Origin of the sequence: Microlunatus phosphovorus NM-1 (genome assembly GCF_000270245.1) — a bacterium.
Lineage (GTDB): Bacteria > Actinomycetota > Actinomycetes > Propionibacteriales > Propionibacteriaceae > Microlunatus > Microlunatus phosphovorus.
On record NC_015635.1, the window covers coordinates 2,841,029 to 2,866,172 of the forward strand.

The window sequence follows — 25,144 nt, forward strand, 5'->3', positions numbered from 1 at the left end:
GTTCAGTTGCCCGGCTGAGTCAGATCAGGAGCGGTCAGATCGGTGTCGAGGTCGGTGGTCCAGGACTGCAGCGATCGGACCCTGACGTGGCCCGAGCGGATCGCCTCGATGCCCTGCACCGCGGCCGCCAGTCCTTGCACGGTCGTCATGCAGGGGACGTTGCGCAGCACGGCGGCGGTGCGGATCTCGTACCCGTCGAAGCGGGGTCGACCGTCCGGACTGAGCCCGTGCGGGGTGTTGAAGATCAGATCGACCTCGCCGTCCAGGATCGCCTGCACGATCGTCTTCTCGCCATCCGGACCCGGTCCGGCACTGTGCTTGCGCACCGTGCGGACCTTCATCCCGTGCCGACGCAGCATCGAGGCGGTGCCCGTCGTCGCAAGGATCTCGAAGCCCAGGTCGGCCAGTCGCTTCACCGGGAAGATCACGAACCGCTTGTCCCGGTTGGCGACCGAGACGAACACCGTCCCCCGGCTGGGCAGCGGCCCGAAGGCTGCTACCTGGCTCTTGGCGAACGCCGTGCCGAAGCCGACGTCGAGTCCCATCACCTCTCCGGTGGACTTCATCTCCGGGCCGAGCACCGTGTCGACCGAGATCCCCTCGACGGTACGGAACCGGTTGAAGGGCATCACCGCCTCCTTGACCGCGATCGGTCCGGTGTGGGTCTCGGTGGCGCCGTCCCCGGTACGCCGCAGCAGCCCTTCCATGCGCAACTCGGCGATGCCGGCGCCCAGCATCAGCCGGGAGGCCGCCTTGGCCAGTGGTGTGGCGGTCGCCTTCGACACGAACGGAACCGTACGGGAGGCGCGCGGATTGGCCTCCAGCACGTACAGGGTGTCTCCGGCGAGCGCGAACTGGATGTTGATCAGGCCCCGGACGCCCACCCCGTCGGCAATGGCCCGGGTGGAGTGCCGGATCCGGTCGATCACCTCGGCGCCGAGCGTGATCGGCGGCAGGGCGCAGGCGGAGTCGCCGGAGTGGATCCCGGCCTCTTCGATGTGCTCCATCACCCCGCCCAGATAGAGCTCGGAGCCGTCGTAGAGGGCGTCGACGTCGATCTCCACGGTGTCGTCGAGGAACTGGTCGACCAGCACCGGATGCTCCGGCGACACCTGGGTGGCCCGGTCGATGTAGGAGGCCAGCGTGGCCTCGTCGTAGACGATCTCCATGCCGCGACCGCCGAGGACGTACGACGGCCGTACCAGCACCGGGTAGCCGATCTGCAGCGCGATCTCTCGGGCCTCGACGAAGGAGCGCGCCAGACCGTGCTTGGGCGCCGGCAGATTCGCCTCCCGAAGCACCTGGCCGAACGCACCCCGTTCCTCGGCCAGGTGGATCGCCTCGGGGCTGGTGCCGACGATCGGCACTCCCGCGTCCTTGAGCGCCTGCGCCAACCGCAGCGGGGTCTGACCGCCGAGCTGCACGATGACCCCGGCCACCGGCCCGGCGGCCAGCTCGGCGTGATAGATCTCGAGCACGTCCTCCAGCGTCAGCGGCTCGAAATAGAGCCGGTCGGCGGTGTCGTAGTCGGTCGAGACGGTCTCGGGGTTGCAGTTGACCATGATCGTCTCGTAGCCCGCGCCGTTGTTGTCCGGAGCAGTCGACAAGGCCATCGCCGCATGAACGCAGGAGTAGTCGAACTCGATCCCCTGCCCGATCCGGTTCGGCCCGCTGCCCAGGATCAGCACCGCCGGCCGGGTCCGCGGCTCGACCTCGGTCTCGTCGTCGTAGGAGCTGTAGTGGTACGGCGTCTTGGCGGCGAACTCCGCGGCGCAGGTGTCGACGGTCTTGTACACCGGCCGGATCCCCAGGGCATGTCGGACACCGCGAACCACGTCCTCGCGCAGATTGCGCAGGGCCGCGAGCTGAGCGTCGGAGAAGCCGTGCCGCTTGGCGGTGCGGATCAGCATCGGGGTCAGCTCCGCGGCCCCCCTGATCTGTTCGGCGATCTCGGTGAGCAGCACCAGCTGGTCGACGAACCACGGGTCGATCTTCGTCGCCTCGTGCACCTGTGCGGGGGTGGCCCCGGCGCGCAGCGCCTGCAGGACGACCTGTAGTCGACCGTCATGCGGTCTGCTGGCCCGGGCCAGCAGTCCCTCGACGTCGGCCGGCGACACTGGGCCGGTCCACTCGAACGGAGCCTTGGGATCCTCCAGGCTGCGCAGCGCCTTGCCCAGCGCCTCGGTGAAGTTGCGGCCGATGCCCATCGCCTCGCCCACGCTCTTCATGTGCGTGGTCAAGGTGTCTTCGGCAGTGGGGAACTTCTCGAACGCGAACCGCGGCACCTTGACGATCACGTAGTCCAGCGTCGGCTCGAAGCTGGCCGGTGTCTCTTGGGTGATGTCGTTGGGGATCTCGTCCAATGTGTAGCCGATCGCCACCTTGGCGGCGATCTTGGCGATCGGAAAGCCGGTCGCCTTGGACGCCAGCGCGGAGCTGCGGGAGACGCGCGGGTTCATCTCGATCACGATCATCCGCCCGTTTGCTGGATCGATCGCGAACTGGATGTTGCAGCCACCGGTGTCCACCCCGACGGCGCGGATGATGCCGATGGCGACGTCGCGCATCCGCTGGTATTCGCGATCGGTCAGCGTCATCGCCGGCGCGACGGTGATCGAGTCGCCGGTGTGCACCCCCATCGGGTCGAAGTTCTCGATCGAGCAGACGATGACCACATTGTCCGCGCGGTCGCGCATCACCTCGAGTTCGTACTCCTTCCAGCCGAGGATCGACTCCTCGATCAGCACCTCGGTGGTCGGGCTCGCCGCGAGACCCGCTCCGGCGATCCGCCGTAGCCCGTCCTCGTCGTGGGCGAAGCCGGAGCCGACGCCGCCCATGGTGAAGCTGGGACGGACGACGAGTGGATAGCCGAGCTCGTCGGCCGCGGCCAGCACGTCGTCCATCGAGTGGCAGATGATGCTGCGAGCCACCCCGACGTCGGGTGTGGTCGGATCCTCCGACAGCTCCAGGCCCTCCACGATCGCCTTGAACTGCTCGCGGTTCTCGCCGCGCTGGATGGCCTCGATCGAGGCGCCGATCAGCTCGACGCCGTATTTCTCCAGGATCCCGTTCTCGTGCAGGGCGACCGCGGCATTGAGCGCGGTCTGGCCGCCCAGGGTGGCCAGCAGCGCGTCCGGGCGCTCCTTGGCGATCACCTGCTCGACGAACTCGGGGGTGATCGGCTCGATGTAGGTGGCGTCGGCAAACTCCGGATCGGTCATGATCGTCGCCGGGTTGGAGTTGACCAGGATCACCCGGAACCCCTCGGCCCGCAGCACCCGGCAGGCCTGGGTGCCGGAATAGTCGAACTCACAGGCCTGGCCGATCACGATCGGGCCCGAGCCGATCACCAGGATGGACTCGATGTCGGTCCGCTTCGGCATCAGGCCTCCCCTCCTTCGCCGTGGCTCGTTCGTTGTGACATCAGCTCGACGAAGCGGTCGAACAGGTAGCTGGCGTCGTGCGGGCCAGCGGCGGCCTCTGGGTGGTATTGCACCGAGAACGCCTTCAGCCGGCCGTCCGGCTCGCGCAGCTCCAGACCCTCGACCACGTCGTCGTTGAGTCCGACGTGGGAGACGGTGGCGATCCCGTACGGCGTGTCGGTCGGCTTGCCGAGCGGAGCGTCCACGGCGAAGCCGTGGTTGTGCGCGGTGATTTCGACCCGGCGGGTGGTCAGGTCCATCACCGGCTGATTGATGCCGCGATGCCCGTACGTCAGCTTGTAGGTGCCGAACCCGAGCGCGCGACCGAACAGCTGGTTGCCGAAGCAGATGCCGAAGTAGGGCAGATCGTTGGCCAACACCTCGCGCAACACCTCGACCGGGCCGTGGGCGGCCTCAGGGTCACCCGGGCCGTTGGAGAAGAACACGCCGTCCGGGTTGCGGGCGGCGATGTCGTCGTAGGTTGCCGTGGCGGGCAGCACGTGCGTCTCGATCCCCCGTTCTGCCATCCGGTACGGCGTCATCGACTTGATGCCGAGATCGACAGCGACCACGGTCAGCCGCTTGTCGCCCCTGGCCTCAATCACGTACGGGTCGACGGTGGTGACCTCGTCCGCCAGGTGGGCGCCGAGCATCGGTGGCTGCTCGAGCACCCGGGCCAGCAGCGCATCGGGATCGGTCTCGACGCTGGACACCCCGACCCGCATCGCGCCGCGCTCCCTCAGGTGGCGGGTCAACGCGCGAGTGTCGACGTCGCACATCCCGACGATCCCCTGCGCGGCGAGTTCGTCGGCCAGGCTGCGGCGGGAGCGCCAGTTGGACGGGATCCGGGCGGCGTCGCGGATCACGTAACCGGCGACCCAGATCCGGCCCGACTCGTCGTCCTCGTCGTTCCAGCCGGTGTTGCCGATGTGTGGTGCGGTCGCGACCACCACCTGGCGGGCGTAGCTGGGATCGGTGAGCGTCTCCTGGTAGCCCGACATGGCGGTGGCGAACACCGCCTCGCCGAAGGTCTCGCCGATCGCGCCGAAAGCGTGGCCACGGAACGTCCTCCCGTCTTCGAGAACAAGAATCGCTGGAGAGACTTGTCGGCTGTTCGATGGCACGGGAGAGCCCACTGAGTGCATGACCGTCCTTTCCTGCCTCACGGGACAGGTCTTAAAGGGCAGGGTTTGACCGCAAACGAGACTATCAGCCCCGGAACACCTTCCCTCGCCGATCACCGGAACACGTGACAACGATCACCCATATTTAGTTGCGCTATGCATTGCATTGCTCTAATGTTTGTATGACGCAAGCAAAGAGGCTGCCGTCGATCCCTGCTGCTTGCGTAGGAGACATACGTGACTGCCACTGTCGATCCCGCTCGGTCCGCTGAGCCCGGGGCCATGACGCATCGCCAGATCCTCGAGGCCATGACCGGCCTGCTGGCCGCCCTCTTCACCGCCCTGCTGTCCTCCACCATCGTGGCGGTCGCACTGCCGACGATCATCGGAGAGCTGCACGGCACTCAGCGCCAGTACACCTGGGTGATCACCGCGGCGTTGCTGGCCACCACCGTGTCCACCCCGATCTGGGGCAAGCTGGCCGACCTGTTCGACAAAAAGCTGCTGGTGCAGATCTCGATCGTGATCTTCGTCGCCGGCTCGGTGGCGGCCGGCCTGGCACCCAACGTGCCGTTCCTGCTCGCGATGCGCGTCGTGCAGGGCCTGGGCATGGGCGGACTCACCGCCTTGGTCCAGGCGATCATGGGCTCGATCATCGCGCCGCGTGAGCGGGGCCGGTACGCCGGCTACATGGGTTCGGTGATGGCGGTCAGCACGGTCTCCGGACCACTCCTGGGCGGGCTGCTGGTCGACACCGCCCTCGGCTGGCGCTCCACCTTCTTCGTCTGCGTTCCGCTGGCGGTGGTCGCCCTGATCGTGATCCAGCGCACCTTGCGAGTTCCCGACATCCGCCGTCAGCCCCGGATCGACTACCTCGGCGCCATCCTGCTGGCCGCAGCGACCAGCCTGCCGATGCTGTGGGTGACCTTCGCCGGTGCCGACTATGCCTGGTGGAGCTGGCAGACTGCAGCCCTCCTCGGCGCCACCGCGGTGCTCGTCGTGCTGACGGTCGTCTGGGAGCTGAGAGCCCCGGAACCACTGGTCCCATTGCGGCTGCTGGCGCACCGCACCGCGATCTTGGCGATCGTGGCCAGCGTCGCTGTCGGCATCGCGTTGTTCGGCGGGACGACCTTTCTGGGCCAGTACTTCCAGTTCGCCCGCGGTTACAGCCCCACTCACGCAGGTCTGCTGACCATCCCGCTGATGGCGTTCATGCTGCTCTCCTCGACCGTGATCGGCCAGATCGTCAGCCGGACCGGCCGTTGGAAGGTGTTCCTGGTCAGCGGAGCCGCGGTGCTGGTCGCCGGACTGGTGCTGCTGGGCACGATCGACCACGCCACCCCGTTGTGGCTGCTCGGCATCGCCATGTCACTGATGGGCCTGGGGGTCGGCGCCATGATGCAGAATCTGGTGCTCGCCGTGCAGAACACCGTCGACATCCGTGACATCGGCGCCACGTCGGCCAGCGTCGCGTTCTTCCGCTCGCTCGGCGGCGCCCTCGGAGTCGCCGTGCTCGGCGCGATGCTGGCCGACCGGGTGGAGACCCTGATCGTGCAGGGGCTGGCAGCACTCGGCATCGATGGAGGCCAAGCCGGTGGGCTTGGTGATCTGGACCTGTCGAAGCTGCCCGGCCCGGTGCTGCAGGTCGTTCGGGCCGCCTACGGCGATGCCACCGGACTGATCTTCCTGATCGCCGCGGGTGCCGCAGTCGTCTCGCTGCTCGCGACGATCTTCATTCGCGAGGTGCCCCTGCGGATGACGGTGACCTTGCGGACCGAGAGCCCGAAGTCCTGATCGCCCGGAGTCCTGATCGCCCCGAAGCCCTGATCGTCAGTGGGGCTCCCGCCTGGGGCTCAGCTCGATGATTTGGTGGCGACGACCGTGCCGAGCACACCGTTGAGGAATGCCGGTGAGTCATCGGTCGACAGCTGCGCCACCAGACCGACCGCCTCGGAGACCGCTACCGCGTCCGGCACGGTGGTGTGGTCGATCTCATAGACCGCGATCCGCATCAGATTGCGGTCGACGCGCGGCAGCCGTGCCAGCGACCAACCGGCAGCCAGCGCCTCGGCGATCCGCCCGTCGATCGTGTCCTGGTGTGAGTTCACTCCGCGCACCAGCTCCCGGGTGTAGTCCCGAACCGGTGGCTCGGCGTCGGCGGCGCGCTCGGCCAGCGTGACCAACGGGTCCGTCTCGCGTAGCTCAGCCTCGAACAAGACGTCGAGAGCTCGCTTGCGGGCCTTGGTCTGGGTGCTGCTGTTTCTGACTCCTCCCGCCGCCCCGCCGTTCTTCATCTTTCCCGCCGCCCCGCCGTTCTTGACTTTTCCCGCCGTCCCGCCGTTCTTGACTTTTCCCGCCGCCCCGCCCGGGGGGGTCGTGCGCGCGGTCATCAGGCGCCGACGCGGCCGAGGTACTCGCCGGTGCGGGTGTCGACCTTGACCTTCTCGCCGGTGGTCAGGAACAGCGGGACCTGGATCTGCAGTCCGGTCTCCACGGTGGCGGGCTTGGTGCCACCGGTGCTCCGATCGCCCTGCAGCCCGGGCTCGGTGTAGGTGACCTCCAGCTCCACGGAGGCCGGGAGATCGAGGTAGAGCGGGTTCTCCTCGTGCAGCGCGACCGTTGCGGTCTGCCCCTCGAGGAGGTAGTTCTTCGCGTCGCCCACGGTCTCGTCGGCGATGCTCAGCTGGTCGTAGGTGGTGACATCCATGAAGACGAAGCCGGAACCGTCGTGGTAGAGGTACTGCATCTCGCGGCGGTCCACGTTGGCGGTGTCGACCTTGGTGTCGGAGTTGAAGGTCTTGTCGACGACCTTGCCCGAGAGCACGTGCTTGAGCTTGGTCCGCACGACAGTGTTGCCCTTGCCCGGCTTGTGGTGCTGGAACCAGACCACCGACCACAGCTGGCCGTCCAGGTCCAGCACCATCCCGTTCTTCAGATCATTCGTCGACGCCACGTCGTGCCCTTCGCATTTGCTCTCGTCCGTGCGGCCTGACCAGGCCAGCGCAAGAGTCTAGTCGCTCAGGGCCACAGGTGCGCGACGATCGCGCTGGCGCCGAAGGCGATCGCCAAGAACAGCACCGAACGGCCGACCAGCACCGTCACCGTATAGACCCAGGTCGGCATCTTGGTAGCCGGCACGATGAACTGCACGGCCAGCAGGGGTGGCAGCCCGGTGGCCGACGACAAGAAGACGATCAGCGGTCCCCAGCGACTATGCCCGATGAGTTCCAGCAGCCGGTTGGACCAACGCTGGTAGGCCAGCCGGATCCGCCCGGGATGCTTCCCGTGCGCCTTCCTGGCTGCCCGCTCCCGGCTTCGCTCCAGCTGGCGTTGCAGGAATGGCAGCTTCGTCCCGTGCCGGAGTACGAACAGCAGCACCACCTTGCCGATCGTCTGGCCGACGGCTGCACCGATGGCCGCCGTCACCTCCGCGGTGACCCCGAGCGCCTGGGTCGCGAGCAGATAGACCTCGGAGTTGAACACCGGCACGATCGAGGAGAGCACGCCATACCCGAGCGAGGCGAAGAACTCTGTCACCAGCCGCCAGTTCATGCGAGCTCGCTCATGACGGCTCGCTCATGCCGGCTCAGCAGATGTCTGCGTAGGCCGCCTCCAGCAGTTCCGGGGCCGGCCCGGCCAGGATCGCCGGACGAGCCAGTCCATGGAGCACGACGAACCTCAAGGTCGTGCCCCGCGACTTCTTGTCCACTGCCATCAACGCTCGGAGTGCCTCGAAGGTGCCTGCTCGGTAGCTCGTCGGCAGTTGCAGAGACGCCAGGATGGAGCGGTGCCGCTCAGCCAGGGCGTCGTCGATCAGGCCGGCGTGTCGGGCCAGCTCGGCGACGAAGACCATCCCCGTGCTGATGGCCTCGCCGTGGCGCCAGCGATAGCGCTCGTGCTGTTCGATGGCATGTCCGAAGGTGTGCCCATAGTTGAGTGCCTCCCGACCGATCCTGGTGCCCACCGAAGTAGCCTCACGCAGATCGGCTGAGACGACGCCGGCCTTCACCTGGACAGCTCGGCGGACCAGCTCCGCGATGACCTCGCCGGCCGGGTCCGGCGCCACCGCCGGGTCGGCTTCGATCAGCGAGAGGATCTCGGGATCGGCGATGAATCCACACTTGACCACCTCGGCCAGACCGGACCGCAGTTCGGGCAGCGGCAGGCTGGTCAGCGTGTCGAGGTCACACAGGACCCCGGCGGGCTCGTGGAAGGCGCCGACCAGGTTCTTGCCCTCAGGAGTGTTGATACCGGTCTTGCCACCGACGGCCGCGTCGACCATGGCGAGCAGGGAGGTCGGCACGGCGACATACCGCACGCCGCGCAGCCAGGTCGCCGCGACGAAGCCGGCCAGGTCGGTGGTCGCCCCGCCACCCAAGCCGACGATCGCGTCGGACCGGGTGAATCCGGCGGTGCCGAGCACCGACCAGCAGCGCGCCGCAACCTGGGCGGTCTTGGCCGCCTCGCCGTCGGGGACGTCGATGCGCACCGGTTCGATCCCGGACACGTCCAAGGCGTGCACGATCCGCTCTGCCGCCTCGATCATGGTCGGCGGGTGCAGCACGGCGGCCCGGCGCGCGTCCTCGCCCACCAAACCAGGGATCCGGTCGTGCAGTCGGTGGCCGATGATGACCTGGTACGGGCGTTCGGCCGCGACCTCGACAACCTGATCCCGACTCATCCGCCCAGCCTTTCCAAGATCCTGCCGACGACCTCGTCCGCAGTGTGGTCATCAGTGGCGACCGAGCTGGTGGCGACCTCCGCGTAGAGCGGGGCGCGCAGGTTCAGGAGTTGGATCAGCCGGCCTCGGACATTCCCGAAGCCCACGGGTCGCGCGGCAGTCAGCCCGACCCGTTCGGCGGCCGTCCCCGCGGACACCTGCAGCCAGAACACCTGCCGTCCCCGCAGTGCCGCGCGAACCGATTCCGAGAGCACTGCCCCGCTGCCGAGGGACAGGACCGCGGGGCGCTCGAGCAACTCGATCGTGGTGCTCTCCTCGATGGCCCGGAAGGCGGCCTCACCATCGTCGATGAAGATGTCCGGGACCGACTTTCCGGCGCGCTGGGCGATCACGGCGTCCACATCGAGGTGCTCGCGGCCCAACTCGGCCGCCAACAGCCGGCCGACCGTCGACGTACCGGAGCCGGATGCGCCCACCAGCACGATCGCCTGATCTTCGATTGCGCGCGCGGTGTCGGTCAACGCCCCACCTGCAGGCCGCGGGCGGCGACGTCGGCCAGGTAAGCCTCGAAGTTGCGGCGGGTCTCGGCCACCGAGTCGCCACCGAACTTCTCGATCGCGGCGTCGGCCAGCACCAGGGCGACCATCGCCTCGGCCACCACACCCGCCGCCGGGACGGCGCAGACGTCGGAGCGCTGATGGTGCGCCACGGCCGCCTCGCCGGTGGCCGTGTCGATGGTGCGCAACGCCCGAGGCACGGTCGCGATCGGCTTCATCGCCGCCCGGACCCGCAGCACTGCCCCGGTGCTCATGCCGCCCTCGGTGCCTCCGGCGCGGTGCGACGCCCGTTCGATGCCGTCGTCGCCGTGCACGATCTCGTCATGCGCCAGGCTGCCCCTGGTGCGGGCCAACTCGAAGCCGTCGCCGACCTCGACTCCCTTGATCGCCTGGATGCCCATCAGCGCCCCGGCCAGCCGCGCGTCCAGCCGACGGTCCCAGTGCACGTGCGAGCCGAGTCCGGGCGGCAGTCCCCAGACCACGACCTCGACCACCCCGCCGAGGGTGTCGCCCTCGGACTGGGCGGCCTCGACCTCGGCGTACATCTGCGCGGAGACATCCCGGTCGAAGCAACGCAGCGGATCCCCGTCGATGATCGCCAGGTCGTCCAACCTCGGCAGCACCCCGCCGGCCGGGGCGGCGACCGAGCCGAGTTCGACGACGTGGCTGAGCAGCGTGACCCCGTACGCCTGCTGCAGGAAGCCGGTGGCGACCCGGCCGAGCGCAACCCGAGCCGCGGTCTCCCGCGCGCTGGCCCGCTCCAGGATCGGCCGAGCCTCGTCGAAGTCGTACTTCTGCATGCCCGCCAGATCAGCGTGCCCCGGACGCGGCCGGGTGAGCGGAGCGTTGCGGGCTCGGCCCTCGAGCAGCGCCGGATCCACCGGATCGGCCGACATCACGGTCTCCCACTTGGGCCACTCGGTGTTCCCGACCTGGATGGCTACTGGTCCACCCTGCGTCTCCCCATGGCGTACGCCGCCGAGGATGGTCACCTGATCTGCCTCGAACTTCATCCGCGCACCGCGTCCGAAACCGAGCCGACGGCGCGCAAGCGCGTCTGCAATGTCGCCGCTGGTCACCTGTACGTGCGCGGGCAATCCCTCCAGGATCGCGACCAGCGCCGGACCGTGCGACTCACCTGCCGTCAGCCATCTGAGCATGCGGGCCAGTTTTCCACGCACGCGCTCAGCCCGCCGCAACCGTCCACCCCACCCACGGATCTGCTCGGGTTTGTCGGCTTCGCTCTATCTGCAGATCGAGCAGATCCCACAAGATCGAGCAGATCCCGGGGTTAGGCGGGAGTCAGGCCGGGGAGTTGGCAGCGAGGGCGGTGCGGCCTGCGTCGTACAGCACCTCGGCGGGGACGGTGGAGCCGGTCATCAGCTCGACCTGCAGGACAGCTTGATGCACCAGCAGATCCAGCCCGCTCAGCACGATCCGATCCTGCGCGGCACCCGCCTGGGCGAGCACGGTAGGCCACGGGTCATAGATCACGTCGAACACCGCGGCATTGACGGCGACCCACTCCGGAGCCCGGTCGTCGACGGCGCCTGCGGCCGCGGTCGAGATCAGCAGATCGCTGGCCACCGCCGGATCTGTCCAGGGCTGCACGGTCAGCTGCACCCCCAAGTAATCGGCCAACGAGATCAGCGGCAGGGCCTTGGCCGGGGTGCGGGCCACCACGGTGATCCGGCGGACCCCGAGCCGAGCGAGCGATACGACGGTCGACCGTGCCGTCGCTCCGGTGCCCAGGATCACTGCGCTCTGCACGCCGTGCAGACCGGCCGCGGTCAACGCGTTCACCAGTCCGCCGACGTCTGTGTTGTAGACCCGTCGCGCCCCGTCGTCCTCGAACACCAGCGTGTTGGCGGCCATCGCGAGTCGGGCGATCTCGTCCACCTCACCGAGCTCGAGCGCAGCCTCCTTCAACGGCATGGTCATCGACAATCCACGCCAGCTGGGGTCACAGCCGGCCACGAATCCGGCAAGCTGATCGGCCACCAGCTCATGCCGCCCGTACTCCCAGTCAAGTCCGAGATGCGCGTACGCCGCGTGATGCAGAGCCGGCGAGAGCGAATGGGCGATCGGCGAGCCGGCAACCGCGCAGCGTCGCTGTGCTCCCGCTGGGACACCGTCAACTGTCACAACGGCCCTGCTTCGCCTGGCACCACGCCTGGAACTCCTTCACGTATTTGTTGTGCTCGGCCAGCGTCTTGGCGAATTTGGTCTCGCCGGTGTCGTAGTTCACCGTGACCCAGTACATCCAGTCGCCATCGGCCGGGTTCGCTGCCGACTCCAAGGCCGCCTTGCCGGGCGCGTTGATCGGCCCCGGCGGCAGGCCCTTCACCTTGTAGGTGTTGTACGGCGAGTTGCTCGCCCGATCTTTCGGCGTGGTGGTGTTGGTCTTCAGGTTCTCGGCATAGATGACCGTCGAGTCCAAGCCGAGCGGCTCGCCCTTGTCGAGGCGGTTGTAGATGACTCGGGCCGCCTTCGCCCGGTCGCCCTCACCGCGCACCTCCGCCTCCAAGATGGAGGCCACGATCACCAGATCCCGGGGCGAACGTTTCAGCTTCTTCGCCTGGCTGGTGAGCTTGACCTCCTTGGCGACATCCTTGAAACGCCCGGACATCTGCTTCAGCACCGAGGCCGCGGTCGCCTGCTCGGTGAGCTCATAGGTGTCGGGGAACAGGAAACCCTCGGGCTTGTTCTTCGCGTACGACGGCAGGCCCAGCTTCTTCGGATTGGCGAGCGCCTTCTCGTACGACGCTCGCTTGATCTTGGTGGTCTTGACCAGCGTGTCGACTTGGGCGGTCAGCCGCAGCCCCTCCGGCACCGTGAACTGGGACCGGATCCGGGACTCCCCCGGGTTGATGAGCAGGGTGAGGGCGTCGATCGCCGACATCTCGGTCTGCATCAAGTACTTGCCCGGCTGGATGCTGGTCGAGCGCTCTTCGGTCTTGACCGCCTGGTCCCAGGCTGCGGCGGACTGGATCACCTTGTTGTCGACCAGGATGCCGCCGATCTGGTTGACCGTGGCGCCCTCGGGAATGGTGACGGTGATCTGATCCTTGCCCGGACCGGGGTAGTCGGCGACCTCGCCCCAGCTCGCGAGGAAGCCGCTGGCTCGGTCGTAGACGAAGTAGCCGCCGAAGGCCAGCACGGCAACCGCGATGAGAACGGCTAGGCAGCCCTTCCCCTTGTGCACGAACTCGCGGGCCGGGCTCGGCTTGAGATCCGGGTCCAGCATGGATGTCACGCGGCGTACTCCTCGGTGCTCGACTCAGTGCCCCTGCCAGTCGGGCGCGTCCGCGCCCGATAGTAACTCGCCTGGTGGAATACCTCGGTGACGTTCGCTGTCCAGCGCGTGTTCCAAGATCCCGGCGGCGGCCGCGGCATCGATCCGACTCCGCTGCTTCTTGGCCGATCGACCGCTCTCCCGCAGCCGCTGGGCGGCCGTCACGGTGGTCAGCCGCTCGTCGAACAGCCGCACCGGCAGCGGTCGTACGGCGGCAACGAGCTCGCTGACCTGAGTACGGACGGTAGCCGCAGCCGGTCCCTCACCACCGGAGAGCGACCGCGGCAGCCCGACCACGATCTCGATCGGCTCGTACTCGGCGACCAGGCCCACGATCCGGGAGACCGCCCCCGCGCCGGCCGGCACCGCCTCCACCGGGTACGCGAGCGTGCCCGCCGGATCGCACGCCGCGACCCCGATCCTGGCCTGTCCCCAGTCCAAAGCGAGCCGCGCCCCCGGCCGGAACCCGGTCACAAGTCACCTCGTGTCATGTGCGCAGCGCGACCATAGTTATTGCGTGGCGATGGCGCCGATGGCGTACTCGACGTCGGTGAACGCCTGGTCGATGCCGGCGGCATTCGTGCCGCCGCCCTGCGCCAGGTCATCCTTCCCGCCGCCACGTCCACCCAGCGCCTGTGCCGCGATCCTGACCAGCTCGCCCGCCTTGGCGCCACGATGCCGCGCGCCCTCCGTGGTGGCGATGACCACCGCAGGCTTCTCCTTCGTGCCACCGATCACGGCGATCACCGACGCCGTGCTCGCCACCCGGTTGCGGACCTCCTGCACCAGGTTGCGCAGATCGTTGCCGGTCACACCGTCGGCCCGGTGCTTGATGTAGCCGATCCCCCACATGTCGTGGGAGGTCGCGACGATCGCATCGACCCCGGCCAGCAGGTTCTTCGACTTCAGCGCCGCGATCTCCCGCTCGGCGTCCTTCAGCTGCGCGACCATCCGCGAGACTCGGTCGGCGACCTGATCGGGCTGCACCTTCAAGGTGTCGGCCAGACCCATCACCAGCGACCGTTCCTTCGCCAGATGCTGGAATGCCTCCATGCCGACGAACGCTTCGACCCGGCGGATGCCCGAGCCGACGCTCGACTCCGCGTTCAAGGCCAGCAGCCCTACCTGAGCCGACTGTGCGACGTGGGTGCCGGCGCACAGCTCACGAGACCAACCCTCGCCCATGTCGACGACCCGGACGATCTCGCCGTACACCTCGCCGAACAGGCCGATCGCGCCGGAGGACCGCGCCTCGGCGAGCGGCATCAGCGTCGCCGAGACGCCGAGATCGGCCCGAATCGCCTCGTTGCACAACTGTTCGATCCGAGCCCGCTGGTCGTCGCTGACGGCATGGTTCCAGCGGAAGTCGAGCCGCATATAACCCGGCCGGTTGAACGAGCCCGCCTGCAGCGCGGTCGGGCCGAGGATCTCGTGCAGCGCCTCGTGAATGACGTGGGTCGCCGAGTGCGCCTGGCAGGCACCCAGCCGCCAGTCGGAATCGACGATGGCCTGCACGGTCTGGCCGGTCCGCAACTCGCCCTCGCCGATCTTCACCTTGTGCACCACCAGACCCTTGACCGGTCGCTGCACGTCGAAGACCTGCAGCCGCAGGCCGTCGGCGGTGACGATCTCGCCGTGGTCGCCGGACTGACCGCCCGACTCGGCATAGAACGGGGTCTCGGTCAGCACGATCTCGACCTGGTCGCCCGGCAGCGCGACCTCGGTCAGCTCGCCGTCGGCAACGATGCCGCGGACCGCGCTCTCCTGGGTGAGAGTGTCGAACCCCGTGAACGGGGTCTCGCCGGCAGCCCGGAGCCGCGCGTACACCTCGGTGTTGACGCCGCTCCCCTTCTTGGCGCGCGCGTCGGCCTTGGCCCGGTCCCGCTGCTCCTGCATCAGCCGCCGGAACCCCGCCTCGTCGACCTCCAGACCCTGCTCGCCCGCCATCTCCAGGGTGAGCTCGATCGGGAAGCCGTAGGTGTCGTGCAACTGGAAAGCGCGGTCGCCGGAGAGGGTGGACTGGTGGTGCGACCGCGCGTCGGTGACCGCCAGGTCGAACAGGTGGGTGCCCTGGCTGAGGGTGCCGCGGAACGCCTCCTCCTCCGCATACGCGATATCGGAGATCCGCGCGAAGTCGGTCTCGAGTTCCGGGTAGGAGCCCTTCATCGCGTCCTTGCTGACCGGGAACAACTCCGCGAAACTCGGTGCGTCCACCCCGAGCAGCCGCATCGAGCGGACCACCCGGCGCAGCAGCCGGCGCAGCACGTAGCCGCGCGCCTCGTTGCCGGGGGTCACCCCGTCACCGATCAGCATCAGACTCGACCGGACGTGATCGGCCACCACCCGAAGCCGTACGTCGTCGTCGTGGTTCGCGCCGTACCGATTACCGGCCAGTTCCGCAGCACGGGCGATGACCGGATAGACCTCGTCGATCTCGTACAGGTTGTCCACGCCCTGCAGCAGGTACGCCACCCGCTCCAGACCCATGCCGGTGTCGATGTTCGGTCGCGGCAGCGGCCCGACCACATCGAAGTCCTCCTTGGCGCGGACCGCCGACAGCTCCTCCTGCATGAAGACGAGGTTCCAGATCTCCAGGAACCGGTCCTCGTCGACGATCGGCCCGCCGTCCGGCCCGTACTCCGAGCCGCGGTCGATATAGATCTCGCTGCACGGACCACCCGGGCCGGGAATGCCCATATGCCAGTAGTTGTCCTTCAGCCCGCGCCGCTGGATCCGATAGTCCGGCAGTCCGGCGATGTTGGACCACAGCGCCGCCGCCTCGTCGTCGGAGTGCAGCACGGTGACCCAGACCTTCTCCGGATCGAAGCCGAGGCCGCCGGCGACCTGCGAGGTGGTGACCAGATCCCAGGCGTACTTGATCGCCTCGGCCTTGAAGTAGTCGCCGAAGGAGAAGTTGCCGTTCATCTGGAAGAACGTGCCGTGCCGGGTGGTCTTGCCGACCTCCTCGATGTCGAGGGTGCGGACGCATTTCTGCACGCTGGTGGCACGGGCGTACGGCGCCGGCTCGGCCCCGGTGAAGTAGGGCTTGAACGGGACCATGCCGGCGTTGACGAACAGCAGGGTTGGGTCGTTGTAGAGCAGCGGCGCCGACGGCACCACCTCATGGCCGCGCGCGGAGAAGAAATCCAGGAAGCGGCGCCGGATCTCGGCGGTTTGCATGTGTGTCCTCAAAGCTGATCTCGACCCGGGTCGGAGTCGAGGGTGAACCGGTCGGTGGGCTACTGGGTCAGGCCGAGCGTCTCGCGGAGTTCCGCCTCACGCTCGGCCGTGGCAGCTCGGACCCGGGCCACGAAGGCCTTGGCCTCTCCGCCGGCGTCGACGACCGTGTGTTGCACCTTCTCCACCAGTGCCTCGGGACTGTGCCGGGCGATGTAGTCGCGGGCCTTGACCACCACATAGATCGTGACCCCAGCCCCCACGGCGAACCAGAAAACGCGTCCGAACAATGCTCAGCCCTTCCTCTGCTCCAGCTCGGCAGAACTGCCGTTCCGACCGCTGAAGCCTGCCTTGATCCCGTACGCCAGCGCACGCACCTTGATGATCGGCGTGCCGACCGCGTGGGTGACCAGGCTGCTGACCTGCGCCGCGTTCTCCGACACCGACGCCGCGTTCTTGCTCAGCGTGGCGACCTCCTCGGTCACCTCGCCGATCCGGCCGATCTCGCTGTTGGTGGTGCGCACGGTGTCCTGCAGCTCGGTCAGGATCGGGACCGACTCCTCGCCGAGATCATGGACCTGGGACCGGAGCTCCTCCAGCACCCGGCCCAGCTTCCACAACGGGATGGCCAGCATCCCCACCAGCGCGACGAAGGCGATGGCGGCGATCAGGCCGGCGATGCCTCCAAGGGTCATGGGGAGATTCCTTTGCGTGCGGGAGCGGACCAGAGTGCGGACCGATAGAGAACCCTACCCCTTGCCCCGCCCGAGCAGTTGCTCTATTCGTGCCAGCCGGGTCGCCAGCGCAGCCTCGCCACCGTGGTCGGTGGGCTGGTAGTAGCGGGCCTCCGCCAGCTCCTCCGGCAGATACGTCTGCCGAGCGATGCCATGCGGATGGTCGTGCGCGTACTGGTAGCCCTTGCCGTGGCCGTACGCCTTCGCGCCGGAATAGTGCGCGTCCCGCAGATGCGGCGGCACGAGTCCGATCTTCCCGGCATGCACATCGGACAGGGCGGCGTCGATCGCGGTGATCACCGCATTCGACTTGGGTGCCAACGCCAGCGCGATCACCGCCTGAGCGAGGTTGATCCGGCCCTCCGGCATCCCGATGAACGCGACCGCATCAGCGGCGGCGACCGCCGTCAGCAGGGCGGTCGGATCGGCCAGCCCGATGTCCTCGCTGGCCAGGATCACCAGCCGGCGGGCGATGAAGCGTGGATCCTCCCCCGCCGCGATCATCCGGGCCAGATAGTGCAGGGAAGCCTGCACGTCGGAGCCGCGGATGGACTTGATGAAGGCGCTGATCACGTCGTAGTGCTGGTCGCCGTCGCGGTCATAGCGGATGGCCGCCTTGTCGACGGCCTGCTCCACGATGTCGGTGGTGATCTCGGCGGAGTCCACGGCCGCCGCACCCGCCGCCGACTCCTCCAGATAGGTGAGCGCGCGCCGGGCATCGCCGCCGGCCAGCCGCAGGATGGTCGCCCTGGCCTGGTCAGTCAGAGTGAACGCGTCGCGCAGACCGCGCCGGTCGACCAGGGCACGATCGAGCAGCCGGGAGATGTCGTCGTCGGTGAGCGGCTTGAGGGTGAGCAGCAGCGAGCGGGACAGCAGCGGCGAGATGACCGAGAAGCTCGGGTTCTCCGTGGTCGCCGCGATCAAGGTGACCAGCCGGTTCTCCACCGCCGGCAGCAGCACGTCCTGCTGGGTCTTGGAGAAGCGGTGCACCTCGTCGACGAACAGCACGGTCTGCCGGCCGACCCGCAGGTCGCGTCGGGACTGGTCGAGGACCGCCCGGACCTCCTTCACGCCAGCGGTGACCGCAGAGATCTCGACGAACTTGGAGTCGGTCTGGCGGGAGACGACCGCGGCGATGGTGGTCTTGCCGACGCCCGGTGGTCCCCACAGGAACACCGACATCGGCTCCCCGGCAGCCAGCCTGCGGAGCGGCGAGCCGGGGGCCAGCAGATGTTGCTGCCCGACGATCTCGTCCAGGGTGCGCGGCCGCATCCGGACCGCCAGTGGCAGGCCGCTCAGATCGTCCTCGGCGTCATCTCCGCGGCGCGCGTCGGCCAAGCTGCCGCCCGTCGTCGGCTGTGTCGCAGGTGCGCCGACCAGCCCACCGAACAGATCCTCACTCATGGCGGGGCCAGCATAGGCTCATGCACGACCACGACATTTCTTCGTGATGGGAATTTGACTCTCATTGGCAAGACCCCGGCGTGTCGCGCCCGACTCGGGGTGCGACAGGCCGTTTTCCGTCAGCAACCGGGATAGCGTCAGCACGTTCCCGGGACTAGAGAAAGCTGTTGCACGTGAAGACCACAAGCACCGTCGGCGACGGCCTGCGAGCACTGTTCGCCAGCGAGACCCGGATCGCGTTGGTGATCGCGACCGTGTTGGTCGGTGCCGGTGCCGCGTTCGGACTGGCGTTCTTCCTGTCCGCTGAGATGCGAACCTTCGCCGATGTGACGCCGTTCGCCCAGCTCACCGTCTCGGTGCTGACGCCGTTCGCTGCCGCGGTGCTGACCTTCGACCTGCGGGACCGAGACGGCGACTACCGATCGCGGACGGCCGAGCCGCTGCGTACCCGTTGGATCGCTGCCGGCATCTACGGCCTGGTCATGGGCGTGTATGTCGCCGTGATCTCCGGCGTCGCGGTGATGGTTGCCCAAGGGTCTCAGCCGCTGGCCGATCCCTGGGCCGGCGCGGTGCCGACGGCCATCGGCAGTGTGCTGGTGCAACTCATCCCGGTCGGCGTCGGCTGCGCCGCCGGATTGCTGGTTCCCCGACTCTTCCTCGCCGCGCTGAGCACCATCGTCGTGCCGATCAGTGTCACCGTCTTGCTCGGCTTCCTTGCCCCCCGTGGCACCGCGGACTGGCTTACCCCACTGGGGGCGGCCGGGCACCTCGTACCTGGCCCGATGACCATCCTCAACTGGGCGCAACTGGTGATCACCGCGGGCTTGTGGGTCGTGCTGCCGAACGTGATCGGCCGTCGCCTGCTCATGCGCCGCGCAAGTCGGGTGTGATCCCTCAGCGGGTGACGCGGCCGTTGAGCGGCCCGAGGATTCCACGCCCCAGCACCCAGGCGACCAGATAGCAGCCGAGCAGCAGGACCGACATCAACAGGCCGAACCGCAGTAGGAACGGGTTGCCGAGCGGATCGGCGAGCCGCTCCAGCACCACCGCGATCAGTCCGTTCGGATCGGTGATCACGTCCCAGGAGTTGAAGCGGGGAAAGCGCCCCAGATAGACGCCGAGTGCGCTGAGCACCAGGGATCCCACCGCCACGACCCAGCCGACCACGCGCCCGGACCGCGCCTCCACGACGTGATGCACGATCAGCAGCGAGGCCAACCCGAGGATCAGCCCGGTGGCGGCGAAGGTGCCGATCAGCGCGGCATCGAACCACAACGGCGCGCCGTCCCGACGTCCGAGATGGATGAAGTCGGTGAGGATGTACGGCGCATTGGGCAGGAACAGCAGCCAAGCTCCACCGAGCGCCCACAGCAGCGGGCGGGGACCGCGCCGATGATGCACAGCCGCAAGACAGGTCGCGAGCACGAACGGAATCCAGGCGAGGAAGAGATTCCACTGCAGGAAGGCGAAGGCCGGCTGACCCGCTCGATCGGCCCGCACGACAAGCAGGCCCACCCCGACGAGGGACAGCACGGCGAGCGCGAACCCGGTCCCGACCAGCCAGGTCACCGGTCGCGACCGCCAGTCCGATGACCGAGTTCTATGCTCCGCGACCAGGTCCGACATACCCGAACGATAGTCGAGCGCCGGTCAGTCGACGAAGATCTGGTCAGCCGAGGCGATTCCGGAGGTATTCGACAGGGGCCGGGATGACTGGACTGGAGACGCCTGGAGTCCGATCCCCGAGTCTGCCCGAACTGCACTGGCACCTCAAGGCACCAAAGTCAGGACGCCGGTTTGGCGTCCACACCGGCCTCCTTGCGCTGCGCGGCAGTGATCGGGGCCGGTGCGTCGGTCAGCGGGTCCACGCCACCGCCCGACTTCGGGAACGCGATCACGTCGCGGATCGAGTCGCTGCCCGAGAGCAGCGCACAGATCCGGTCCCAGCCGAAGGCGATGCCACCGTGCGGCGGCGCCCCGAACTGGAAGGCGTCCAGCAGGAAGCCGAACTTGCTCTGCGCCTCCTCCGCGGACAGCCCCATCACCGCGAACACCCGCTCCTGGATGTCGCGGCGGTGGATACGGATCGAGCCCCCGCCGATCTCGTTGCCGTTGCAGACCAGGTCGTACGCGTACGCCAAGGCCGAGCCCGGATCGGTGTCGAAGGTGTCCAGCGACTCCGGCTTCGGTGAGGTGAACGCATGGTGCACCGCGGTCCAGGCACCCGAGCCGACCGCCACGTCACCGGCGGCGACCGCCTCGCTGGCCGGCTCGAACAGTGGCGCGTCGACCACCCAGACGAACGACCACTGGCTCTGGTCGATCAGCCCGCAGCGGCGACCGATCTCCAGCCGGGTCGCGCCCAGCAGCGCCTGAGCTCCCCGCCGTGCCCCGGCGGCGAAGAACACGCAGTCGCCGGGCTGGGCGCTGACGGCGGCGGCGAGCCCAGCGCGCTCGGTCTCGGAGATGTTCTTGGCCACCGGGCCGCCGAGGGTGCCGTCCTCGGCGTACGTGACATACGCCAGACCTCGGTGCCCGCGTTGCTTGGCGAACTCCTGCCACGCGTCGAAGGTCCGCCGCGGTTGCGAGGCACCACCAGGCATCACGACCGCTCCCACATAGTCGGCCTGGAACACCCGGAACTGCGTCTCGGCAAAGAAGCCGGTCAGGTCGGTGATCTCGGTCTCGAACCGCAGGTCCGGCTTGTCGGTGCCATAGCGCTCCATCGCGTCGGCATAGGTGATCCGCGAGAACGGGGTCGTCACCTGATAGCCGATCAGCGCCCAGATGGCGGTGGCCAACGCCTCGCCGAGCTCGATGATGTCGTCCTGGTCGACGAAGCTCATCTCGATGTCGAGCTGGGTGAACTCCGGCTGCCGGTCGGCGCGGAAGTCCTCGTCGCGGTAGCAGCGGGCGATCTGGAAGTAGCGCTCCATCCCCGCCACCATCAGCAGCTGCTTGAACAGCTGCGGGCTCTGCGGCAGCGCATACCAGCTGCCCGGCTTCAGCCGGGCCGGCACCAGGAAATCACGCGCACCCTCAGGCGTGGACCGAGTCAGCGTCGGCGTCTCGATCTCGATGAAGTCCCGGTCAAGCAGCACCGAACGAGCCGCCTGGTTGACCTTGCTGCGCAGCCGGATCGCCGCGGCGGGGGCGGGTCGACGCAGGTCCAGATAGCGATACTTCAGCCGGGCTTCCTCGCCGACCGTGACCCGCTCGTCGATCTGGAACGGCAGCGGCGCGGAGGGGTTCAGCACCTCGATCGAGGTGGCCGCGACCTCGATCTCACCGGTCGGCAGGTCCGGGTTGGCGTTGCCCTCGGGCCGCAGCTCGACCACGCCGTTGACCGCGATGCAGTACTCGTTGCGCAGGTCGTGCGCGCCCCCGGCCGCCAGGATCTCGTCGCGGATCACCACCTGAGCGACACCTGTGGCGTCCCGCAGATCCACGAACGCCACCCCACCGTGATCTCGGCGGCGGGCTACCCAGCCGGCAAGGACAACGGACTGACCGGCGTCGGCGGCACGCAGGGTGCCGGCGCCGTGGGTGCGGATCACGGAACGATTCCTCCTCGGACGCTGCCGATACGCGGTCGCGTACGGCTGGTCGATCCTACGGGCTCCCGCCGGCTCAGGGACGAAATGCCGATCCGCGGCTGTCCAGCGCGCCCGGCTCGATCGGCAGCCGACCCGCTTTGACGGCGGCTACGAACGCGGCATGGTCGGCCTCGGTCTGGTCGGCGTACGCGGCAGCAAACCGGCACATCGCCCGTTCGATGTCGTCTCCCTTGCCGAAGTAGCCGGCGATCATCGACGCACCGCTGGTCCGGGCGTGGCCCTTGGCGAGCAGATGACCGACTATGCCGGCATAGTCGGTGAGCGCGGCCGCGTCGATGGCATCGAGTGCGATGGTGCCCTTCATGTTGCGGAACTGGCGGACGTAGTACTGATGCTCCCCCACCGTGGTCCAACCGAGCAGCGGGTCGCTGACGGTCTGCAGCGCCTGCTGATACTCCACCACGCGCTGGCCCTGGTGGGCGTGCCAGGCGGACTCGCCGTGCACATACGGCGCCAGCACCGACCGGCGAGCCTGTTTCAGTTGCAGGAACACCATGTCGTCGGGACTGCTGCCCTGCAACAGCACCACGTACGCGCGTAGGCCGACGCTCCCGACGCCGACCACCTTGTGGGCGATGTCGACGATCGTGTAGCCGCCGACCACCCGCTGCCAGTGGGTGGCGAGGGTGCCCAGATAGTCGTCCAAGGCGATCCCGATCGCCTCTTCCTCCGAGCGCATGATGTGGGTGATCAACGGCGGCTCCTCGACGATCTGCCGCAGCCCGGCGTGCTCGCGGGTGAATCGTGGCAGCGCCCGGTCAGAGGTCCGCTGCCGGGCGCGTCTCGCGGATCGAGCTATCTCGGCACGCAATGACTTCTCGGTCGCGGTCTCCCGCAGCCGCTCCACGTCCAGCCGGTTGTAGGAGCGCATCAGCAGCGGCTGGTCGGCGAGATAGCGAACCTCGTCCCGGTACGCCCGCACACAGGAGGCGACCGAGTCGGCGCATTGGCGCTCACTGCTGCCGTTTTCCCGGCCCGCCACCCAGATGCTCGCGACCAGGCGCCGCAGGTCCCACTCCCAGCTGCCCGGGTGAGCCTCGTCGAAGTCGTTGAGGTCGATCACCAACTCGCCCTCGGGCGAGGCGTAGAAACCGAAGTTGCCCAGGTGAGCGTCGCCGCAGATCACCGGTGTGATGCCGGTGGCCGGCAACTTGGCCACGTCCTCGGCCATCACCACCGCGCTGCCGCGCAGGAACCCGTACGGCGAGCCGACCATCCGCGCCACCCGGATCGGGATCAGCCAATCGAGCCGACCCTGATGGGACTGCTGGATCAGGGCTACCGGATCGGGCCGGTCGCTGCGCACCTCCCAGTGCCCGAGCGAGGATCGGGGAACCTTCTTGCGCAGCGACTTGCCAAGGGCATATCGCTCCTTGCGGGAGCTCGGCCACCGGCGCAAGGAGCCGAAGGCCGCGCTGTCAGCTTCGGCGAGCACCGTGTGCCCGGTCCGCGGCATCGTCACGGCATGAGCCTGCCAGTTCGGCTGTGACACCCGCCAGCGCGGCGCGCCGGAGTGACAAACCCGCGGCTCAAACGCTGCCACGCGCGCGACACGCCGTATCAGCGCAACTGAGCCTCCCGTCTGTCACGCCTGGCGCTCGTCAGGCCGGCCCACGCACCGTCGGCTTCAAGTCGACGCCCTCGGGCTCCCAACGCCCCGGATCGACCGGCAGTTGCTCGCCGGTGCGGATGTCCTTCACCTCGCTGTGCGGTGGGACGCCAAACCACACGTACGGGATCCGACGGCGGTCGGCGTAACGGATCTGCTTGCCGTACTTGTCCGCCTTCGGCGCGACCTCCGTTGCGATGCCGCGGGAGCGCAGCCGCTCGGCCACTGCGATCGCGTCGTCACGGGACTCCTCGTTGTCCACTGCGATCAGCACCACCGTGGGCACCGGCCGTGAGGCGGTCAGCAGACCACGGGAGAACAGCGGGGCGAGCAGCCGGGTGACCCCGATCGAGAGCCCGACGCCCGGGTAGGTGGTCTTTCCGTCGGAAGCCAGGGAGTCGTACCGGCCGCCGGAGGACACCGAGCCCCACTTCTCGAAGCCGACCAGTTCGGTCTCGTACACAGTGCCGGTGTAGTAGTCCAGGCCGCGGGCGATCTTGAGGTCGGCGACCAGCCGGCCCGGCACGTGCCGGTGGGCTGTCTCGACCACGGCGGCCAGCAGCGCCAGGCCTTCGTCCAGCTCTGGGTCTGTGACGCCGAGGGCCCGAACCTGGTCGACAAAGGAGGCATCGGCTGTGGAGATATCCGCAAGGCCGACGCACGCCTGGGCCTGGGCATCGGAAAGTCCTTGCTCGATCAGCAGCTCGATGACCTTGTCGGGGCCGATCTTGTCCAGCTTGTCGACCTGCCGCAGCACAGCGGCGGTGTCGGTGATGCCAAGCCCGGCATAGAAACCCTGAGCCAGCCGCCGGTTGTTGACCCGCATCAGGACTGGTGGCAGCCCCAGGTCCGTATGCAACCGCTCGAGCGCCTGCAACGTGACCAGCGGCAGTTCCACGTCGTGGTGTGCGGCCAGGGTGGTGTTGTCGACGATGTCGATGTCGGCCTGGGTGAACTCGCGGAACCGGCCCTCCTGCGGTCGCTCCCCGCGCCAGACCTTCTGGATCTGATAGCGCCGGAACGGGAACTGCAGCTGGTGGGCGTTCTCCAACACATACCGTGCGAACGGTACCGTCAGATCGAAGTGCAATCCGAGTTCGGCCTTGGCGTCCTCGGCAGCGTGGAGCCGCTGGACGACGTAGACCTCCTTGTCGATCTCACCCTGCTTGGCCAGCCGGTCCAGCGGCTCGACCGCCCGGGTCTCGATCGACGCGAACCCGTGCAATTCGAAGGTCTCCCGCAGCCGATCCAGCACGTACTGCTCGATGATGCGTTGCTCAGGGGTGTATTCGGGGAAACCGGACAGCGGACGGGGTCGACTCACGGGGCTCGATCCTAGTGGTGCCCAAGAAGGCCGCTACAGCGTCAGTGCCAGCCGGGTGCAGATTTCGATAATCTGCCACACACCATCTTCCTCACGCGATTTACCCGCCGGATCCGCCGCCTGTGTGGCAGATTCTCGAACTTCAAGTCCCGTCGGTGAGGTCTAACGGTTTCCGTCAGCCGCCGAGACGGAGTTCTCAT

General features: G+C 68.1%; 21 protein-coding genes. 2 read left to right on the forward strand and 19 right to left on the reverse strand.

Features of this window, described 5'->3' with window-relative positions; all coding sequences use genetic code 11:
• Window positions 1-2: 2 nt before the first annotated feature.
• Window positions 3-3,383 (reverse strand): carbamoyl-phosphate synthase large subunit, encoded by a 3,381-nt coding sequence (gene carB, locus MLP_RS12795; protein ID WP_013863521.1) that lies wholly within the window; start codon window positions 3,381-3,383, stop codon window positions 3-5.
• Window positions 3,383-4,567 carry a glutamine-hydrolyzing carbamoyl-phosphate synthase small subunit gene (gene carA / locus MLP_RS12800; RefSeq protein WP_013863522.1) on the reverse strand — a complete coding sequence of 395 codons (1,185 nt, stop codon included), beginning with the start codon at window positions 4,565-4,567 and terminating at the stop codon, window positions 3,383-3,385. Before carA ends, carB begins: the two co-directional genes overlap by 1 nt.
• 216 nt (window positions 4,568-4,783) lie before the next feature.
• On the opposite strand from carA, the gene MLP_RS12805 reads away from it, so the two are divergent.
• Window positions 4,784-6,340 carry an MFS transporter gene (locus tag MLP_RS12805; RefSeq protein WP_231851302.1) on the forward strand — a complete coding sequence of 519 codons (1,557 nt, stop codon included), beginning with the start codon at window positions 4,784-4,786 and terminating at the stop codon, window positions 6,338-6,340.
• 59 nt (window positions 6,341-6,399) lie between these two features.
• On the opposite strand, the gene nusB is transcribed toward MLP_RS12805, so the two are convergent.
• From nusB to MLP_RS12870, 13 genes are all read right to left on the reverse strand, one after another.
• Entirely contained in the window at window positions 6,400-6,936 is a 537-nt protein-coding gene (gene nusB / locus MLP_RS12810) for a transcription antitermination factor NusB (RefSeq protein WP_013863524.1), read from the reverse strand.
• Window positions 6,936-7,499, reverse strand: coding sequence for an elongation factor P (gene efp / locus MLP_RS12815; RefSeq protein WP_013863525.1), 564 nt, complete (start codon window positions 7,497-7,499; stop codon window positions 6,936-6,938). Before efp ends, nusB begins: the two co-directional genes overlap by 1 nt.
• A gap of 65 nt (window positions 7,500-7,564) precedes the next feature.
• Window positions 7,565-8,098, reverse strand: a complete 534-nt coding sequence (locus tag MLP_RS12820; RefSeq protein ID WP_013863526.1) for a hypothetical protein — start codon at window positions 8,096-8,098, stop codon at window positions 7,565-7,567.
• Between the two features lie 34 nt (window positions 8,099-8,132).
• Entirely contained in the window at window positions 8,133-9,227 is a 1,095-nt protein-coding gene (aroB, locus tag MLP_RS12825) for a 3-dehydroquinate synthase (protein WP_013863527.1), read from the reverse strand.
• Window positions 9,224-9,748: a shikimate kinase gene (locus tag MLP_RS12830; RefSeq protein WP_013863528.1), complete on the reverse strand. Its 525-nt coding sequence runs from the start codon at window positions 9,746-9,748 to the stop codon at window positions 9,224-9,226. The genes aroB and MLP_RS12830 overlap by 4 nt, the downstream gene beginning before the upstream one ends.
• A complete protein-coding gene (gene aroC / locus MLP_RS12835) occupies window positions 9,745-10,944 on the reverse strand; it encodes a chorismate synthase (RefSeq protein ID WP_013863529.1) in 1,200 nt (399 codons plus the stop codon). Before aroC ends, MLP_RS12830 begins: the two co-directional genes overlap by 4 nt.
• A gap of 142 nt (window positions 10,945-11,086) precedes the next feature.
• Window positions 11,087-11,929 (reverse strand): shikimate dehydrogenase, encoded by an 843-nt coding sequence (locus tag MLP_RS12840; protein WP_013863531.1) that lies wholly within the window; start codon window positions 11,927-11,929, stop codon window positions 11,087-11,089.
• Complete coding sequence (mltG, locus tag MLP_RS12845; RefSeq protein ID WP_041790025.1) at window positions 11,919-13,031, reverse strand: endolytic transglycosylase MltG; 1,113 nt, start codon at window positions 13,029-13,031, stop codon at window positions 11,919-11,921. The genes MLP_RS12840 and mltG overlap by 11 nt, the downstream gene beginning before the upstream one ends.
• A gap of 33 nt (window positions 13,032-13,064) precedes the next feature.
• On the reverse strand, window positions 13,065-13,553 hold the full coding sequence (ruvX, locus tag MLP_RS12850; RefSeq protein ID WP_013863533.1) for a Holliday junction resolvase RuvX: 489 nt from the start codon (window positions 13,551-13,553) through the stop codon (window positions 13,065-13,067).
• A gap of 36 nt (window positions 13,554-13,589) precedes the next feature.
• Window positions 13,590-16,259, reverse strand: coding sequence for an alanine--tRNA ligase (alaS, locus tag MLP_RS12855; protein ID WP_013863534.1), 2,670 nt, complete (start codon window positions 16,257-16,259; stop codon window positions 13,590-13,592).
• A gap of 59 nt (window positions 16,260-16,318) precedes the next feature.
• Window positions 16,319-16,546 (reverse strand): DUF6167 family protein, encoded by a 228-nt coding sequence (locus MLP_RS12860; RefSeq protein WP_049804538.1) that lies wholly within the window; start codon window positions 16,544-16,546, stop codon window positions 16,319-16,321.
• A gap of 3 nt (window positions 16,547-16,549) precedes the next feature.
• Window positions 16,550-16,951, reverse strand: coding sequence for a DUF948 domain-containing protein (locus MLP_RS12865; RefSeq protein WP_013863536.1), 402 nt, complete (start codon window positions 16,949-16,951; stop codon window positions 16,550-16,552).
• Between the two features lie 54 nt (window positions 16,952-17,005).
• Entirely contained in the window at window positions 17,006-18,394 is a 1,389-nt protein-coding gene (locus MLP_RS12870; protein WP_013863537.1) for a replication-associated recombination protein A, read from the reverse strand.
• A 173-nt stretch (window positions 18,395-18,567) separates the two neighbouring features.
• Here MLP_RS12870 and MLP_RS12875 point away from each other — a divergent pair, with 173 nt between their 5' ends.
• On the forward strand, window positions 18,568-19,284 hold the full coding sequence (locus tag MLP_RS12875) for a hypothetical protein (RefSeq protein ID WP_013863538.1): 717 nt from the start codon (window positions 18,568-18,570) through the stop codon (window positions 19,282-19,284).
• Between the two features lie 4 nt (window positions 19,285-19,288).
• Here the strand turns inward: MLP_RS12875 and MLP_RS12880 are convergent, their stop codons facing one another.
• The 4 genes from MLP_RS12880 to hisS form a co-directional block, all read right to left on the reverse strand.
• Window positions 19,289-20,020 carry a DUF1361 domain-containing protein gene (locus MLP_RS12880; protein ID WP_013863539.1) on the reverse strand — a complete coding sequence of 244 codons (732 nt, stop codon included), beginning with the start codon at window positions 20,018-20,020 and terminating at the stop codon, window positions 19,289-19,291.
• A 158-nt stretch (window positions 20,021-20,178) separates the two neighbouring features.
• The gene (aspS, locus tag MLP_RS12885) at window positions 20,179-21,951 is read right to left on the reverse strand and encodes an aspartate--tRNA ligase (protein ID WP_013863540.1); all 1,773 of its coding nucleotides are present in this window, start codon (window positions 21,949-21,951) and stop codon (window positions 20,179-20,181) included.
• A gap of 73 nt (window positions 21,952-22,024) precedes the next feature.
• Window positions 22,025-23,467, reverse strand: a complete 1,443-nt coding sequence (locus MLP_RS12890) for a DUF2252 domain-containing protein (RefSeq protein WP_041792237.1) — start codon at window positions 23,465-23,467, stop codon at window positions 22,025-22,027.
• Window positions 23,468-23,612: 145 nt separating this feature from the next.
• Window positions 23,613-24,944: a histidine--tRNA ligase gene (gene hisS, locus MLP_RS12895; RefSeq protein ID WP_013863542.1), complete on the reverse strand. Its 1,332-nt coding sequence runs from the start codon at window positions 24,942-24,944 to the stop codon at window positions 23,613-23,615.
• Window positions 24,945-25,144 lie beyond the last annotated feature (200 nt).

Excerpts from the sequence above, each read along its gene's own strand:
- aroC (WP_013863529.1), bottom strand. The coding sequence starts at position 10,944 with ATGCTCAGATGGCTGACGGCAGGTGAGTCGCACGGTCCGGCGCTGGTC.
- alaS (WP_013863534.1), bottom strand. The coding sequence starts at position 16,259 with ATGCAAACCGCCGAGATCCGGCGCCGCTTCCTGGATTTCTTCTCCGCG.
- MLP_RS12820 (WP_013863526.1), bottom strand. The coding sequence starts at position 8,098 with ATGAACTGGCGGCTGGTGACAGAGTTCTTCGCCTCGCTCGGGTATGGC.
- mltG (WP_041790025.1), bottom strand. The coding sequence starts at position 13,031 with ATGCTGGACCCGGATCTCAAGCCGAGCCCGGCCCGCGAGTTCGTGCAC.
- MLP_RS12870 (WP_013863537.1), bottom strand. The coding sequence starts at position 18,394 with ATGAGTGAGGATCTGTTCGGTGGGCTGGTCGGCGCACCTGCGACACAG.
- carA (WP_013863522.1), bottom strand. The coding sequence starts at position 4,567 with ATGCACTCAGTGGGCTCTCCCGTGCCATCGAACAGCCGACAAGTCTCT.
- carB (WP_013863521.1), bottom strand. The coding sequence starts at position 3,383 with ATGCCGAAGCGGACCGACATCGAGTCCATCCTGGTGATCGGCTCGGGC.
- MLP_RS12890 (WP_041792237.1), bottom strand. The coding sequence starts at position 23,467 with ATGCCGCGGACCGGGCACACGGTGCTCGCCGAAGCTGACAGCGCGGCC.
- nusB (WP_013863524.1), bottom strand. The coding sequence starts at position 6,936 with ATGACCGCGCGCACGACCCCCCCGGGCGGGGCGGCGGGAAAAGTCAAG.
- MLP_RS12880 (WP_013863539.1), bottom strand. The coding sequence starts at position 20,020 with ATGTCGGACCTGGTCGCGGAGCATAGAACTCGGTCATCGGACTGGCGG.
- MLP_RS12865 (WP_013863536.1), bottom strand. The coding sequence starts at position 16,951 with ATGACCCTTGGAGGCATCGCCGGCCTGATCGCCGCCATCGCCTTCGTC.
- aroB (WP_013863527.1), bottom strand. The coding sequence starts at position 9,227 with ATGAGTCGGGATCAGGTTGTCGAGGTCGCGGCCGAACGCCCGTACCAG.